The organism is Vibrio sp. D431a (genome assembly GCF_030248655.1).
Lineage (GTDB): Bacteria > Pseudomonadota > Gammaproteobacteria > Enterobacterales > Vibrionaceae > Vibrio > Vibrio alginolyticus.
In genome coordinates this window covers 151,020-166,790 of the sequence record NZ_JAHGAP010000011.1, presented here as the reverse complement: position 1 = coordinate 166,790, position 15,771 = coordinate 151,020, and the positions used below count along the sequence as shown (strand labels likewise).

Sequence of the window (15,771 nt, the reverse complement as noted above, 5' to 3'; positions counted from 1 at the left end):
TTTGCTACACATCACTATTTTTGAGACTCAAACTCAACGCCCGTCGGGTCTCGCTCTAGTGCGACTTTCAGTACTTCATCAATCCACTGTACAGGGATAACTTCCAGATCCGCGATAACATTATCAGGAATCTCTTCCAAATCACGCTCGTTATCTTTTGGAATTAGCACTGTCTTAATGCCACCACGGTGTGCCGCAAGTAACTTCTCTTTTAGGCCGCCGATAGGTAGAACCTCACCACGCAGTGTGATTTCACCCGTCATCGCTACTTCTGCTTTCACAGGGTTGCCTGTTAGAGAAGAAACCAATGCTGTACACATTGCTGTACCCGCACTTGGGCCATCTTTTGGTGTCGCGCCTTCCGGGACGTGTACGTGAATATCTTTCTTCTCGTAGAAGTCAGTATTGATACCTAGCTTTTCTGCACGAGAGCGAACCACTGTCATTGCTGCTTGGATAGACTCTTGCATCACATCACCAAGAGAACCCGTTTGTGTCAGCTTACCTTTACCTGGCATTGATTGAGTTTCAATCGTTAATAGATCGCCACCCACTTCGGTCCAAGCTAGGCCAGTTACTTGACCAATTCGGTTACTTTCATCCGCTTTACCGTAATCGAAACGTTGAACACCTAAGTACTCTTTTAGGTTGTCCATCGTTACCGTTACTGACTTGATGTCCTTATCCAGCAAGATGTTCTTCACCGCTTTACGGCAGATCTTAGAAATCTCACGCTCTAAGTTACGGACACCCGCTTCACGCGTGTAGTAACGAATGATGCCAATAATCGCAGAATCTTCAATGACGATCTCATCCGCTTTCAAGCCATTACGCTTCACTTGTTTATCAACAAGGTGACGTTTTGCAATGTTCAGCTTCTCGTCTTCGGTGTAACCAGATAAACGAATAACTTCCATACGGTCTAACAATGGACCCGGGATGTTCATCGAGTTCGATGTCGCAACAAACATAACGTCAGAGAGATCGTAATCCACTTCTAGGTAGTGATCGTTGAACGAGTTATTCTGTTCAGGATCAAGTACTTCTAGTAGAGCCGATGCCGGATCACCACGCATATCGGAAGACATTTTGTCGATTTCGTCCAATAAGAACAGCGGGTTCTTCACACCAACCTTCGACATCTTCTGGATCAATTTGCCTGGTAATGAGCCGATATAAGTACGACGGTGACCACGAATTTCCGCTTCATCACGCACACCACCCAACGCCATACGAACATACTTACGGCCTGTAGCTGAAGCAATTGAACGACCAAGAGACGTTTTACCTACACCAGGAGGACCAACAAGACAAAGGATAGGACCTTTTAGCTTGTTGATACGGTTTTGAACAGCCAGGTATTCAAGGATACGTTCTTTGACGCGTTCTAGACCGTAGTGATCTTCATTAAGAACCTCTTCTGCTTTCGCTAAGTTTTTCTTAACTTTTGAGCGCTTAGCCCAAGGAACGCTGACCATCCAATCGATGTAGCTACGAACCACTGTTGCTTCAGCAGACATTGGAGACATCATCTTAAGCTTTTGCAGCTCTTGCTCTGTCTTTTCACGTGCCTCTTGAGGCATTTTTGATTCGTCAATCTTCTTCTGTAGCGTTTCGAACTCGTCTGGTGCGTCTTCCATCTCACCAAGTTCTTTCTGAATCGCTTTCATTTGCTCATTCAGATAATACTCACGCTGAGATTTTTCCATTTGCTTTTTAACGCGACCACGAATTCGTTTTTCAACTTGCAGCAAGTCGATCTCTGATTCCATCTGGCCCATCAGGAATTCCAGACGCTCAGTGACGTCAACAATTTCAAGCACTTGCTGCTTATCCACCAACTTTAACGGCATATGAGCCGCAATGGTATCCGCTAAGCGTGCGGCTTCGTCGATACCATTAAGTGACGTTAGCACTTCTGGTGGAATCTTCTTGTTTAGCTTAATGAACCCTTCAAACTGATTAATCGCGCTGCGAACAATCACTTCTTGCTCACGCTCATCCAATTCTGGCGTAACAACAAATTCAGCTTCCGCTAGGAAAAAGTCACTCTCTTTAAAGTGATTGATTTTTGCTCGCTGCTGGCCTTCGACCAATACTTTTACTGTGCCATCCGGAAGCTTCAAGAGCTGGAGAATGGTGGCTACCGTACCTACGTCAAATAGGTCGTCAACCGTAGGCTCGTCAGTATCCGCTTGCTTTTGTGCCACAAGAAGAACTTGTTTGTTGGTTTCCATCGCCGTTTCTAGACAGCTAATCGATTTCTCACGACCAACAAACAATGGAATAACCATGTGTGGGTAGACCACTACGTCACGTAGAGGTAGTACCGGGATCTCGATACGCTCGGAACGTTCCAAGTTCATATAATTCTCTCTTCCGCTTTCACGTTTAACGTATTACTTAAGGCAGTATATGGGGGCTAATTGTTTGGATTCAATAAGAGAAATAAAAAAAGGAGGTAATTACTTACCTCCTTTTTCATTATGGCTGAATTTACTCTGCTCCAGCTGCCTGATTGTCTGCGTTACTGTAAATAAGCAGTGGCTCTGACTCGCCATTAATGACGGACTCATCAATCACGACTTTACTAACGTCTGTTGCAGATGGTAATTCGTACATGGTTTCAAGTAGCACGCCTTCAAGAATCGAGCGTAAGCCACGAGCACCTGTTTTACGCTCCATTGCTTTTTTCGCGATAGCGCGCAGCGCATCTTCACGGAATTCAAGTTCGGCGTTTTCTAGCTCAAACAATGCTGCATATTGCTTGGTCAGTGCGTTCTTCGGTTCACATAGGATCTGAATCAACGCTTCTTCATCAAGCTCAGTCAGTGTTGTTGTTACAGGTAGACGACCAATGAATTCTGGAATGAGGCCGTACTTCACTAAGTCTTCAGGTTCAACTTGAGTAAATAGCTCACCTACCGTCTTCGATTCATTCTTCGAACGAACTTCAGCACCAAAGCCAATACCTGTACCTGTTGCAACACGCTGCTCAATCACCTTGTCTAAGCCAGCAAAAGCACCACCACAAATGAACAGGATCTTAGATGTGTCCACTTGTAGGAATTCTTGCTGAGGATGCTTACGACCACCTTGAGGTGGAACCGATGCAACCGTACCTTCGATAAGTTTTAGTAGCGCCTGCTGAACACCTTCACCAGATACGTCACGCGTAATAGATGGGTTTTCAGCTTTGCGTGAAATCTTATCAATTTCATCAATGTAAACGATGCCGCGTTCTGCTTTAGCTACATCGTAATCACATTTTTGCAGAAGCTTTTGGATGATGTTTTCAACGTCTTCACCTACGTAACCGGCTTCGGTTAGTGTCGTCGCGTCTGCCATTGTAAATGGCACATCCAAGAATCGAGCTAATGTCTCCGCAAGTAGTGTTTTACCGCTACCTGTAGGACCAATTAGAAGGATGTTACTCTTACCAAGCTCCACACCTTCGCTCGTTGTATCACCATTGCGTAAACGCTTGTAGTGGTTATATACCGCAACTGCGAGCACTTTTTTCGCGTAATCTTGCCCGATCACATAGTCATCAAGGTGTTCACGGATCTGTTTTGGCGTTGGTAACGCTTCAGATTCTTTCTTAGGGAGAACATCCTTGATTTCTTCGCGAATAATATCGTTACATAAGTCGACACACTCGTCGCAAATGTACACTGACGGACCTGCGATTAGCTTGCGAACTTCGTGCTGACTTTTGCCGCAGAAAGAACAGTACAGCAATTTACCGCTGCCACTTTCTTTGCTTTTATCTGTCATTCGCTAACCTCTTAGCCTTTACTCTTCATGAATGAGTGTATATCAATTTTTGCCAAAATGCGCTGGCAAATTACTCGCCACGGTGGCTTAACACTGCATCCACGATACCGTATTCCACAGCCTGCTCTGATGACATGAAGTTATCACGATCAGTATCGCGCTCAATGACTTCAAGAGGTTGGCCTGTATGTTCTGCTAACAACTTGTTTAGCTTCTGTTTAATCGTCAGGATTTCCTGAGCATGGATTTGGATATCAGAAGCTTGACCCTGGAAACCACCCAATGGTTGGTGGATCATTACACGAGAGTTAGGCAGTACGTAACGCTTACCTGGCGCACCACCTGCAAGCAGGAAGGCACCCATTGAACATGCTTGACCCATACATACTGTGCTCACATTTGGCTTAATGAACTGCATGGTGTCGTAAATAGACATACCTGCTGTTACGCTGCCGCCTGGTGAGTTGATGTATAGGAAAATATCTTTATCTGGATTTTCAGATTCTAGGAAAAGTAGCTGAGCCACGACAAGGTTTGCCATGTGGTCTTCCACTTGACCCGTTAAAAAAATCACGCGCTCTTTCAGCAGACGTGAGTAGATGTCGTAAGAACGTTCGCCTCGGGAAGTTTGTTCAACCACCATTGGTACTAGCGCGTCCATAATTGGCGACATTGCATTTTTTTCTTGGTAGCTCATATTCTTATGTCCCTAAAATAAATGGCCCGGATGATGACTATCATACGGACCATTGTTAGCAGAATAGTTAACGTTAAGTCAACCTTCTACGCAAGATATTGCTTATTAAGCAGCAGGTTGTTGTTGGTTAAGTAGCTCGTTGAAGCCTACTTCTTTCTCAGAAACCTGTGCTTTAGCGATGATCGCGTCGATTGCTTGCTCTTCTAGAGCTACGTTGCGCATGTTGTTCATCATTTCTTCGTTTTGCTCGTAGTAAGCAATAACTTCTGATGGATCTTCGTATGCAGTAGCCATTTCTTCGATTAGCGCTTTAACTTTCTCGTCGTCCGCTTTTAGCTCTTCAGATTTGATTACTTCACCTAGTAGAAGACCAACAACTACGCGACGTTTAGCTTGTTCTTCGAACAGTTCACGTGGAAGCTGAGCAGCAGCTTCTGGGTTACCACCGAAGCGTTGTGCAGCTTGTTGACGTAGAACTTGGATTTCTTGCTCGATAAGCGCTGATGGTACGTTGATGTCGTTTTGCTCAACTAGACCGTCAATCGCTTGCTCTTTGATGCGGTTCTTAACAGCTTGCTTAAGTTCGCGTTCCATGTTCTTACGAACTTCAGCTTTAAGTGCTTCAACACCACCTTCAACAACACCGAACTTAGCAACGAACTCGTCGTTTAGTTCTGGTAGTTCACGAGCTTCAACTTTGTTCACTTTGATTGCGAACTTAGCTGCTTTACCTTTTAGGTTTTCAGCGTGGTAATCTTCTGGGAAAGTCACGTCGATGTCGAATTCCATACCAGCAGTTTTACCTGCGATACCGTCTTCGAAACCAGGGATCATGCGACCAGCACCCATTTCTAGAGGGAAGTTCTCAGCTTTACCACCTTCGAACTCTTCACCGTCGATAGAGCCAACGAAGTCAATGCTTACGCGTTTGCCATCTTCTGCTGCTTCTTCAACTTCAACCCAAGTTGCTTGTTGCTTACGTAGAGTATCGATCATCTCTTCTACGTCTGCATCTTTAACTTCTGTTAGTGGTTTTTCAACAGTGATGCTCTCTAGGCCTTTAAGCTCAACTTCTGGGTAAACTTCAAAAGTTGCAGTGAAAACTAGGTCTGAACCTTCTTTGTTCTCTACAGGAGCGAAAGTTGGAGCGCCAGCTGGGTTGATTTTCTCTTTAACGATAGCTTCGATGAAGTGGCGTTGCATTACTTCACCAAGAACGTCTTGACGTACTGCTTTGCCGTACATCTTAGCAACCATTTTTAGAGGCACTTTACCCTTACGGAAACCATCGAAACGACGGTTTTTAGCGATGTTGCGTAGTTCAGCTGTTACAGCGTCTTCGATGTTTGCAGCTGGAACAGTAATGTTTAGACGGCGCTCTAGGCCCTCTAGCGTTTCAACAGTAACTTGCATTATATATAAACCTCTAAAGTGGCTCGGTTTTCCGAGCGTATGAGCGAAACTCAGAGGAGCTTACGCTTCATCCTTGTGTAGTGTTCTGTCCGAACACCTAATTTAAAATCGAGTATCGATACTGGTTGTCAGTACCGGACTAATCAGTGATATCTTCGATAAAATAACCAAAGGTATCTCCTATTAGCCTCAGGACAGAATTTTTAGACGCGACATTCTAGCGATCTGTCGCAACCCTGTCGAGCCAATAGCCACTATGTGGACATTGTCTGCGCTAAATTCTCGAATGCTGACCCATTTTTTCTTCAAAAATGCGATTCAGACACCGTCTAAGCATCGCCAGCATATCTAGAATGGGGACAATAGCGACTTTTTCAAGAGAATCGACCGGTTTTTTTATCGAAAAGCCTAAAAAGAGATCTTGCTCTTGTTTTACTCCACAGAGTTGAAAACTAAATCCCTAATCCTTCCTACAAACTATTAACATTTTCTTACGTGACCAAAGGAAGTTGTAAGGAGTGTAAGGATGTCGCAAAAAAAACGGATTCTGCTGACATTTTTTGCTTTCTATTTCCTGTGCGCAATTATCGGTGGCCATTGGGTTTGGCAGACCAGTTATCAATCTCTACTTGATAAACACCAATCACAGCTTGAGCAATTTTCTGGCCATATAAAAAATAAACTCGATAAGTACGCCCATATCCCAAATCTTCTCGCTAAAGATGATCCACTTTATCAAGCGCTTCTGCACCCCAACAACAGTGCGCAACTGGAAATCACTAATCGGTATTTAGAATCCGTTAATGGCGTGATTGAAGCAGCGGATACGTACTTAATCGATCAATGGGGTACAACGATCGCCGCCAGCAACTGGCGTAAACAGCGCTCCTTTATCGGGCGAAATTTTGCATTTCGCCCTTATTTCAAACAAGCCATTGTAGGCAAAAGAAGCCAATACTACGCACTGGGCTCAACATCTGGTAAACGTGGCTACTACTATTCTTATCCCATCGTATACGCTGGCGGTGTACTTGGTGTCGTCGTGGTGAAGATGGACCTAAGTAAGATAGAGGACAACTGGCAGCAACCTAACAGTGTTTTTGTCGCCAGCGACCCATACGGAATTGTTTTCATGAGTAGCCGAAGTGAATGGCTACTCAAAAGCTTACAGCCACTGACAAAAAAAGAGAAAAAGCAAGTTTGGGCAAGCCAACAATATCTTGATGCGCCAATTGAAACGCTTGGATTAGTGGGTAGTTTGGACGAGGTGCATTCTGAGCTTAAACAGGGTTACCCATACAATAAAGGAACCTTGGTGGTCTCTTCGCTGCCCCTTCCCGAACTCAAACTGACTATTCGTGTGCTGTCTCCTAAACAGTCGATCGTTTGGTTCACCATGGGTTACATCTTTGTACTCACTCTAGCACTCATGGTTTTGTTTTTAATTGGTCAGCTTATCTATCACCGTCAACAGCGTCACTTGCAACTTGAACGAATTCAACAAGAAGCAAATCAAAAGTTGGAATATCAAGTCATGGCACGGACTGCCGAGTTGCAAGCGGAGATCGCACAGCGTATCGATACCGAGCAAACTTTACGCGTTACTCAAGATGAATTGGTGCAAGCAGCGAAACTCGCGGTGTTAGGACAAATGTCGGCCAGTATCAGCCATGAACTGAATAATCCACTTGCAGCAATTCGTAGCTTTGCGGAGAACGGCAAGCTGTTTCTAAAAAAAGAAAAATATGAGCGAGTGGAAGATAATCTCACTCGCATTTCTGCTCTCACTGACCGTATGGCAAATATCAGTCAGCAACTTCGCTCTTTCGCCAAAAAAACCAGTGGTGACGAGTTGGCTCAATCTCGATTGTTCCCTGTGATAGCCTCTGTAAAAGAACTGATGAAGCCCGCATTTAAATCAGGGCGCGTCACGTTAGAAACAAATTTGCCAGAGCATGATGTTGAAGTGCAGATCAATATTATTCAACTGGAGCAAGTGTTGGTCAATTTACTGACTAATGCGATAGAAGCACTCAAAGAACAACAAGACAAACAGGTAGAATTATCTGTAGAACACGATGAGCACACTGATTTAGTTTGGATTCATGTTGATGATAATGGCCCAGGACTTGGCTCTTTCTCACTTTCTGATTTATGTGAGCCGTTTCTAACCACTAAACTGAACGGTTTAGGTTTGGGTCTCTCTATCTCGCAACAAATCTTAGCCAGTATGAATGGAAAATTATGTGCCCATAATCGAGAACAAGGCGGCGCTCGATTCTCATTGTGTTTACCTATCACTTCTTACAACACTGAACCATCAAAAGGATAAGATCATGTGTCAGGTGTTTTTTATTGATGATGAGGCCGATCTCAGACTCGCTATAGAACAGACCTTTGAACTTGCGGATATCGACGCCAAGTTTTTTGTGGATGCAGAATCGGCTTTAATAGCGATGCAGCAAGGAGAAGAAGCTGGCGTCGTGGTCACTGATATCTGTTTACCGGGCATTTCTGGTATGGATATGCTAACAACTTTGACTCAACGCGATGCAAACTTACCCGTCATCATGATCACTGGACACGGTGATATTTCCATGGCAGTGCAAGCCCTTCATCAAGGCGCTTACGACTTTATTGAGAAACCTTTTGCGCCAGAGCATTTGGTTGAAACGGTTAAGCGGGCGATTGAGAAGCGCAAACTAACCAATGAAAATGAAAAACTGCGCCTGTCACTTAAAGCCAGTAAAACCCTTGGTCCACGAGTTATTGGTGAAACCTCTAGCATCCAAATATTACGAGAGACCATCACCCAAATCGCCGATACCGACGCCGATATTTTGTTGTTTGGTGAAACCGGTACAGGGAAAGAGTTAATCGCTCGTTCTTTACATGAGCAAAGCTCTCGCCGGAACCAAAACTTTGTCGCCGTAAATTGTGGAGCGGTTCCAGAGAACTTAATTGAGAGTGAACTCTACGGCCATGAAAAAGGCGCATTCACTGGCGCCGAAAGCCGTCGTATCGGTAAATTTGAGTTTGCACAAGGCGGCACACTTTTCTTGGATGAGATCGAGTCGATGCCTATCCAAGCCCAAATTCGTTTATTGAGGGTATTACAAGAGCGCGTGATTGAGCGTGTCGGTTCAAATGAATTATTGCCTTTAGATATTCGAGTGATTGCCGCAACAAAGGTCGATTTAAAACACGCAGCTGAAGAAGGTACTTTCCGTCAGGACCTCTATTATCGGCTCAATGTCGTGACCTTGGATCTCCCGCCACTACGCGAACGAAAAGAAGACATTCCAGCCCTCTTTCACCACTTTCTGTTGGTAGCAGCTTCACGTTATGGCAAAAGCTCACCTAGCTTGTCACCCCAAGATCTAGCGCAACTGATGAGCCATGACTGGCCTGGCAATGTTCGAGAACTCAGAAATGCTGCAGAGCGTTTTGTGCTATTGGGTAAGTTAATTCAGTTGGGAGAATCGAACCCAGTTGCTAAGTCTTCCTCAAGCCTTGCAGAGCAAGTGGCGGAGTTTGAGAGAGCAGCCATTGAAGGCGCTTTATTAGAAAACAACGGTAGTATTAAACAGACAATGTGCCAATTGAATGTGCCAAGAAAAACTCTTTACGACAAGATGCAGCGCTACCAAATAAATAAAGACCTTTACAAATAAAACACGTTCAAATAGCTGGCATTATATTCAACTTGAATCATAATTTTTAACAACGGGTTTATCATGGTTGTTATAGATATGAACGAAAAAGTGAGAATACCGATTGTTACAGATACCGTGCTCGTAGACGGTTGCTATCAAGAAGAGAGAAGATTCGGTGAAGAGCGTCGCAAAAATAAAAAGAGGTGGCGACACTATGAACGTCGAATTAATTCAGACCCGCGCAAAACTTGTTACAAGTCAATAGACGAAGAGGTGTGAATTCTCACACCTCTTTCTACTTTCTGGCTTCCATTACTTGGTAATGATCTCCGGCCCCATCAAGGTAGTAGGCAACCAAGTCGAAACCCATGGTACATATGTGACGATAATTAGGAATAAGAACATCACTCCAACCCAGGGTAATGCTGCCTTCACTACGTTCATCATCGACATTTTGGCAACACCAGCGGTCACAAATAAGTTAAGACCCACGGGCGGCGTTATCATTCCTATCTCCATATTCACCACCATCATTATGCCCAAATGAATTGGGTCTATGCCTAATGCAATCGCAATTGGGAACACGAGCGGCGCAACAATGATCAACAAGCCTGATGGCTCCATGAACTGACCACCAATCAACAACAAGACGTTCACCACAATCAAAAAAGTGATTGGTCCGAGACCAGCCGAGAGCATCGACTCGGTGATCATTTGCGGGATGCGTTCTTCCGTTAAAACATGCTTCAAAATTAAGGCATTAGCAATGATGAACAGCAGCATGATGGTGAGTTTGCCCGCTTCATACAGGGTGTGTTTGGTGTCTTTATGAACAAAGGTTTGGAAGATTTTAACGAGCGCAGGTTTAGTGTTTTTCTTGTCTGCAAATGGCCCCATGTCTTTGTATACAAAGTTAGCAATAAAGAATGAGTACACAGCAGCAACCGCAGCGGCTTCTGTCGGCGTAAAGATACCGCCATAGATACCACCAAGAATGATGACGACCAACAACAAGCCCCAGCTTGCATCCTTGGCGGCATCAAAGGTTTCTTTCCAACCGACAAAAGGCTGTTTTGGAAGGTTCTTGATTCTCGCGGCAATGTAAATCGCGATCATCAACATGACACCCGCCAGCAAACCGGGAATCACACCACCAAGGAACATACGTCCAACTGACACATCCGTTGCGGCTGCATACACCACCATCACAATCGAAGGTGGGATCAAAATCCCTAGCGTACCTGCGTTACAAATTACCCCAGAGGCAAACTCTTTTGAGTAACCGTTTTTGATCATACCTGCGATAACAATACTACCTATGGCAACAACCGTTGCAGGTGAGGAACCTGACAACGCGGCAAACATCATACACGCTACAACCGAAGCCATCGCCAAACCGCCGCGGAACCAGCCTACAATGGCAATGGCGAAACGAATTATCCGCTTTGCTACGCCACCCGTCGACATAAAGCTTGAAGCCAATATAAAGAATGGAATAGCCAATAGCGTGTAGTGGCCCGCGAATGCATTAAACAGCGTTTGAGCAACTGACGCTAAAGAGGCATCCGAATGCATTAAAAGGAAAAGAACACTGGAAAGGCCCAGCGAAATAGCAATTGGCACGCCAACCAGCATAAAGCCAATTACCATCAAAAATAGAAATAAGATATCCATGGCTTATTGCTCCTTGTTTTTAGCGTCTTGCGAGGCCTTTGGAGCCATTACGTCTTCAGCGTCACTCATCTCAGTTTTAAGAGATTCGAGCTCTTCCTCCGCTTCATGTCCTGCAATCAAGCGATCGAGCTTACCAGTAGCGATTTGCCACGTGACTTGAACAAATCTAAACGTTAGTAGCGCCATTCCAAGTGGCAAAGCGAAGTAAGGAATAAAACGTGGCAGCTTTTCATAACGCTCTCCCTCATTTAGCCAGTCGGCCATGAACTGGAGTATTTCAGGCATCGGAATATCGTCCGTTTCATACCACGCTCGGTCAGTAGCGAACGGATACCAGTAGTTCCAAGCGCCAATTAACAGCAAAATAGAGAAGGCTAAGCAACACATTGCTGCAAAAAGCGCCAGGGCTTTTCGTTTACCTTCCGGAACGATGTTAATAATGACATCGACACCAATATGAAAGTGTTTTTTCACACCATAAGATGCGCCAACCAACACCATCCATGCGAACATGAAAACGGTGAGCTCAAGCGCCCAAAGAATATTGTCGTTAAAGACATAACGAAAGATGACATTGGCAAAGGTCAGCAAGGTCATGGCACCCAAGAAGAAAGCAATCAAAGTCTCTTCAATGGCATCGGTGATTCGTCCAGCCTTGGCAAAAAAAGTCTGTTCCATAATTACATCACGTCGTCTGTAGAGGGAAAGAGCCCCCTTAGTTTGAGAGGGCTAAATGTGCTAGGTGTTATTATTTTTGGTTAGACGCCAAAGCGGCTTCGATTAGGTCAGAACCAATGTCTTTTTCGAACTTCTTCCATACTGGTTGAAGTGCAGTGACCCATTCTTGGCGCTGTTCTGGCGTTAGAGTACGAACCACACCACCGGCTTCGATGATATTGTTCTTATTCGCAAGGTTTACTTTGGTTGACTCAGCATTACGCTGCGCAGTTACCTCTTGAATAATGGTATTTAACTGCTCGCGCTGATCATCTGGTAGGTTTTTCCAGAAGTCGTTTGACGTCACAACTAAGTAATCCAGAATTCCGTGGTTCGTTTCCGTAATGCCATCTTGAACTTCGAAGAATTTTTTGCCGTAAATGTTTGACCAAGTATTTTCTTGACCATCAATAACCTTAGTTTGCAAACCGCCGTAAACTTCTTTGAACGACATTTTTTGTGGGTTAGCACCTAGCTGCTCAAACTGAGCAACGAGTACATCAGAGGCTTGAACACGGAACTTAAGTCCTTCAGCATCAGTTGGAGAAATGAGCGGCTTGTTGGCTGACATTTGCTTCATGCCGTTATGCCAAAACGCAATGCCTTGTAGACCACGACGTTTCATTGAATTTTTCAGCTTTTCACCCGCTTCCGAGTTTTGGAAACGGTCAACCGCGTCGACATCATCGAACAAGAAAGGAAGATCGAAAAGGCGGTACTTCTTGGTGAATTTCTCAAACTTAGAAAGAGAAGGAGCAGCGAGTTGAACATCACCATTCAGTAGCGCTTCCAACACTTTGTCATCATCATAAAGTGTTGAGTTAGGAAACACCTGCATACAGACTTTACCGTTCATCTCTTCGTTGACGCGCTTTTCAAGTAACGAAGCCGCGATGCCTTTAGGGTGTTTGTCCGCATTCGTTACATGGCTAAACTTAATGACCGTTTCACCCGGGTCACAATTTGCGGCAGCATTAAAACTGGTAACAGCAAGTGCAGAGACAGATAGTAGAGTTAGAGGCTTAAACATTATTATTCTCCTTGTTAAATCACATCCCATCCCGTCCATGAGTAACTAGGTGTTAGGCGATGGGTACGGATGTTCAACAAAGAGCAATTAATGGACCATGTTAAAATTTATATGTATTTCAATAAATTAACATAGCCCATTAACATAAATCCGAAGTGTAACGAGTGAATTCCACCCAAGAAAAAGATACAAATGGGTGGGAAATGACCCATTTATGAAGAACAGCTTATCTCCATTTTCTTCCCCCATTCCGGCGGCAATTTCGCGTAATCATCAAACTCGGGTTGCTCATCAAATGGGCGTTTTAACAGTTCGGCCAATCGGTGTAATTCGCTAAAGTCCCCTTCTTCCGCTTTATCAATCGCCAACTGAGCCAAGTAGTTACGCAAGATGTATTTGGGATTGGCTTGACGCATCTGTTTGCAACGCTGTTCGGTTGAAATCAGGCCCCCTAGTTCATCAACCTCTAGTTCACACCGAGCTAAATACAGCTCAAGCCAAGCTCGCGCTGCTTCTCGGTCGAGAAATAAATCGATTACGGCTTGGGAAGGCGCATTATCAAGGTTTGAAAGTGTTCTGAAGAAGCGAGTGTAGTCCGTTTTGTTCTGGTGAAGAAGCTCAAACATAGCTTCAAACAAACGCCCGTCTTCCGCTATCTTAGTTTTTAAGCCCAACTTCTCACGCATGAGGCGGCTGAACTGCTGGCTTAAATGAACTTCAAATTGACTCAACGACGATTCTAAATCTTCTCGTTCAACGAGTGGCGATAGCGCATGCGCCAGTGCTGACAGGTTCCAAAGCGCAATTCTAGGCTGTTGATCAAATGCGTAACGACCCTGGTAGTCTGAATGATTACAAATGTATCCCGGCTCATAATCATCAAGAAAGCCAAACGGACCATAATCAAAAGTTTGCCCAAGAATTGACATGTTATCGGTATTCATCACACCATGCGCAAAACCAAAAGCTTGCCAATATGCGATCATCTCGGCTGTTTTAGTCACGATGGCGTCAAACATCGCGGCATATGGTTTCTCCGCCGATGCACAATCAGCAAAGTGCCACTCAATCACCTTATCCGCCAACAGCTTCTGCTCTGCTAACTGGTTGGTGTAAAAGAAATGCTCAAAGTGACCGAATCGAACATGGGTTTCAGCCATTCGAAGTAACAAAGCGCCCGATTCCGTTTTTTCTCGATAAACAGGTGTATCACTGACCATCATACCGAGAGCACGTGTCGTGGGAACCCCAAGGCCCGCCATGGCTTCACTGCACAGGTACTCACGGATAGTTGAGCGTAATACCGCTCGCCCATCTCCCATTCGCGAGTAAGGCGTTAGCCCTGCACCTTTGAGGTGAAGATCAAACCAAGTACCATCCTGATGCTCAATTTCTGCCAACAGTAATCCACGTCCATCGCCCAAATCTGGGTTGTAAACGCCAAACTGATGGCCTGCATATTTCATCGCAAGAGGACGAAATTGTTCGAATTCACTTAGCCCAGAAAAAACCGCCAATAACTCATCGTTTTGCTCTTCTGGTAAACCAAACTGCTGTGCAAACTCACCATTCCAAGCGACCCAGCGAGTGTTGTCCAAGGGTTGTGGCTCGACCAACGTATAGAACGCTGACGGTAATTGACTAAAGCGATGGGTGAAATTGACCCGTTGCCAAATGGACATGTAGGGTTCCTTAATAAAAAGAAGTACTGTTGTGAGTATACGTGTGAATGTCCCTGTCATTCAGCCATGAAATGGGCATGGGTATTTTGCGTGAATAACGCGAAGGCGGCAGGAAGGTATCAACCTGCCGCAGACCGTCTCCTAAACAGAGGTAGCATGTAAAAACGATCAAAGGGTTAAGCGGAAAATTCTTCACCCGTTTTTGGTGGCTGTGATGGCGTATCAAAACGAGCGCGTTCGATATCCACTACCGTTTTATAGCTCAACGATAACAATGCCAGCTGGTACGCGCCAAAAATACCATAGGCCACACCGACGAGGCTCAACATAAAGAGATTCGTAAAGTGGCTAAAGATCAGCTGACTGAGCAAGCCCGCACCCAATGGAATTAGTCCCATCAAAATGAATACTTGTTTGTTGTATGCTCTGCTCTGGTTCCACGAACGACGCAAACTGCGCGGTTGATGATCCATTGCAGTCGCTGGCAACACAAATGACCATCGCGCCATTACCCAATAGCCAGGAACGCTTGCAATCGTTGTGATAATAGCCATAGCAACAAAGTCGGCTTCACCACTTTCTGCAATGTAGATAAACGACAACACAAAGATCGGGATACCAATAACGAGCATCATCATCAGTCCAAACAGTATCCACCAGCCTATGAAACGGAATTCTCGAGCTGACAAACGAAATACATCCAACGCAGAGTGCATGTAATCGCCGGCTAAATAAATTCGATGCACACGCACAGCCGCCATAGCGGCAACAAGTGGGTACAAAATAATTGTGACGAAATAAAATCCTGCGACATTGCCTTCTTGAACGTTCGCTTGATCTTGCCCCGTCATTTCAGGATACATAAAAGCAAAAACTGAGTGCACGATAATCAACGGAATACAAGCAATAACAATTGCGAGTAGATTCCTTCTGACCATCACTGCCGCTTCTCGGCATATTTCCGAAACAGAAAAGCCCTCGGTAGACATATAACATCCTTAGTTCATAAAAATCGGCCCCTAGGGTAACCGCAGAGTAGAAAAATCACTTTAAAAATAATGAGAAACACATCTCATAAGACAATGAGAACGAAACCAAAATAAATCAGATAAAAAATAAGCCACT

Annotated in this window: 12 protein-coding genes; 3 read left to right on the top strand and 9 right to left on the bottom strand. The window is 44.7% G+C overall.

Going from position 1 to position 15,771, the window contains the following annotated elements:
- Positions 1–14: 14 nt before the first annotated feature.
- From lon to tig, 4 genes are all read right to left on the bottom strand, one after another.
- Positions 15–2,366 carry an endopeptidase La gene (lon, locus tag KJB35_RS09910; RefSeq protein ID WP_005382343.1) on the bottom strand — a complete coding sequence of 784 codons (2,352 nt, stop codon included), beginning with the start codon at positions 2,364–2,366 and terminating at the stop codon, positions 15–17.
- 130 nt (positions 2,367–2,496) lie between these two features.
- On the bottom strand, positions 2,497–3,777 hold the full coding sequence (gene clpX, locus KJB35_RS09905; RefSeq protein WP_005382345.1) for an ATP-dependent protease ATP-binding subunit ClpX: 1,281 nt from the start codon (positions 3,775–3,777) through the stop codon (positions 2,497–2,499).
- 70 nt (positions 3,778–3,847) lie between these two features.
- A complete protein-coding gene (gene clpP / locus KJB35_RS09900) occupies positions 3,848–4,474 on the bottom strand; it encodes an ATP-dependent Clp endopeptidase proteolytic subunit ClpP (protein ID WP_005382347.1) in 627 nt (208 codons plus the stop codon).
- Between the two features lie 105 nt (positions 4,475–4,579).
- Entirely contained in the window at positions 4,580–5,887 is a 1,308-nt protein-coding gene (gene tig / locus KJB35_RS09895; protein ID WP_005382251.1) for a trigger factor, read from the bottom strand.
- 526 nt (positions 5,888–6,413) lie between these two features.
- Here tig and KJB35_RS09885 point away from each other — a divergent pair.
- The 3 genes from KJB35_RS09885 (at position 6,414) to KJB35_RS09875 (ending at position 9,822) form a co-directional block, all read left to right on the top strand.
- Complete coding sequence (locus tag KJB35_RS09885; protein WP_213908043.1) at positions 6,414–8,219, top strand: ATP-binding protein; 1,806 nt, start codon at positions 6,414–6,416, stop codon at positions 8,217–8,219.
- Between the two features lie 4 nt (positions 8,220–8,223).
- Positions 8,224–9,561 carry a sigma-54 dependent transcriptional regulator gene (locus KJB35_RS09880; RefSeq protein ID WP_017819922.1) on the top strand — a complete coding sequence of 446 codons (1,338 nt, stop codon included), beginning with the start codon at positions 8,224–8,226 and terminating at the stop codon, positions 9,559–9,561.
- 78 nt (positions 9,562–9,639) lie between these two features.
- A complete protein-coding gene (locus KJB35_RS09875) occupies positions 9,640–9,822 on the top strand; it encodes a hypothetical protein (RefSeq protein ID WP_021034161.1) in 183 nt (60 codons plus the stop codon).
- Positions 9,823–9,855: 33 nt separating this feature from the next.
- On the opposite strand, the gene KJB35_RS09870 is transcribed toward KJB35_RS09875, so the two are convergent.
- From KJB35_RS09870 to KJB35_RS09850, 5 genes are all read right to left on the bottom strand, one after another.
- Positions 9,856–11,217: a TRAP transporter large permease gene (locus KJB35_RS09870; RefSeq protein WP_005382255.1), complete on the bottom strand. Its 1,362-nt coding sequence runs from the start codon at positions 11,215–11,217 to the stop codon at positions 9,856–9,858.
- Positions 11,218–11,220: 3 nt separating this feature from the next.
- Entirely contained in the window at positions 11,221–11,895 is a 675-nt protein-coding gene (locus KJB35_RS09865; RefSeq protein ID WP_258671517.1) for a TRAP transporter small permease, read from the bottom strand.
- A 70-nt stretch (positions 11,896–11,965) separates the two neighbouring features.
- Positions 11,966–12,964: a TRAP transporter substrate-binding protein gene (locus tag KJB35_RS09860; protein ID WP_017634784.1), complete on the bottom strand. Its 999-nt coding sequence runs from the start codon at positions 12,962–12,964 to the stop codon at positions 11,966–11,968.
- Positions 12,965–13,176: 212 nt separating this feature from the next.
- Positions 13,177–14,646, bottom strand: a complete 1,470-nt coding sequence (locus KJB35_RS09855) for a protein adenylyltransferase SelO (RefSeq protein WP_182016605.1) — start codon at positions 14,644–14,646, stop codon at positions 13,177–13,179.
- Positions 14,647–14,822: 176 nt separating this feature from the next.
- Positions 14,823–15,635, bottom strand: a complete 813-nt coding sequence (locus tag KJB35_RS09850; RefSeq protein ID WP_213870636.1) for a sugar transporter — start codon at positions 15,633–15,635, stop codon at positions 14,823–14,825.
- Between the last annotated feature and the right edge of the window lie 136 nt (positions 15,636–15,771).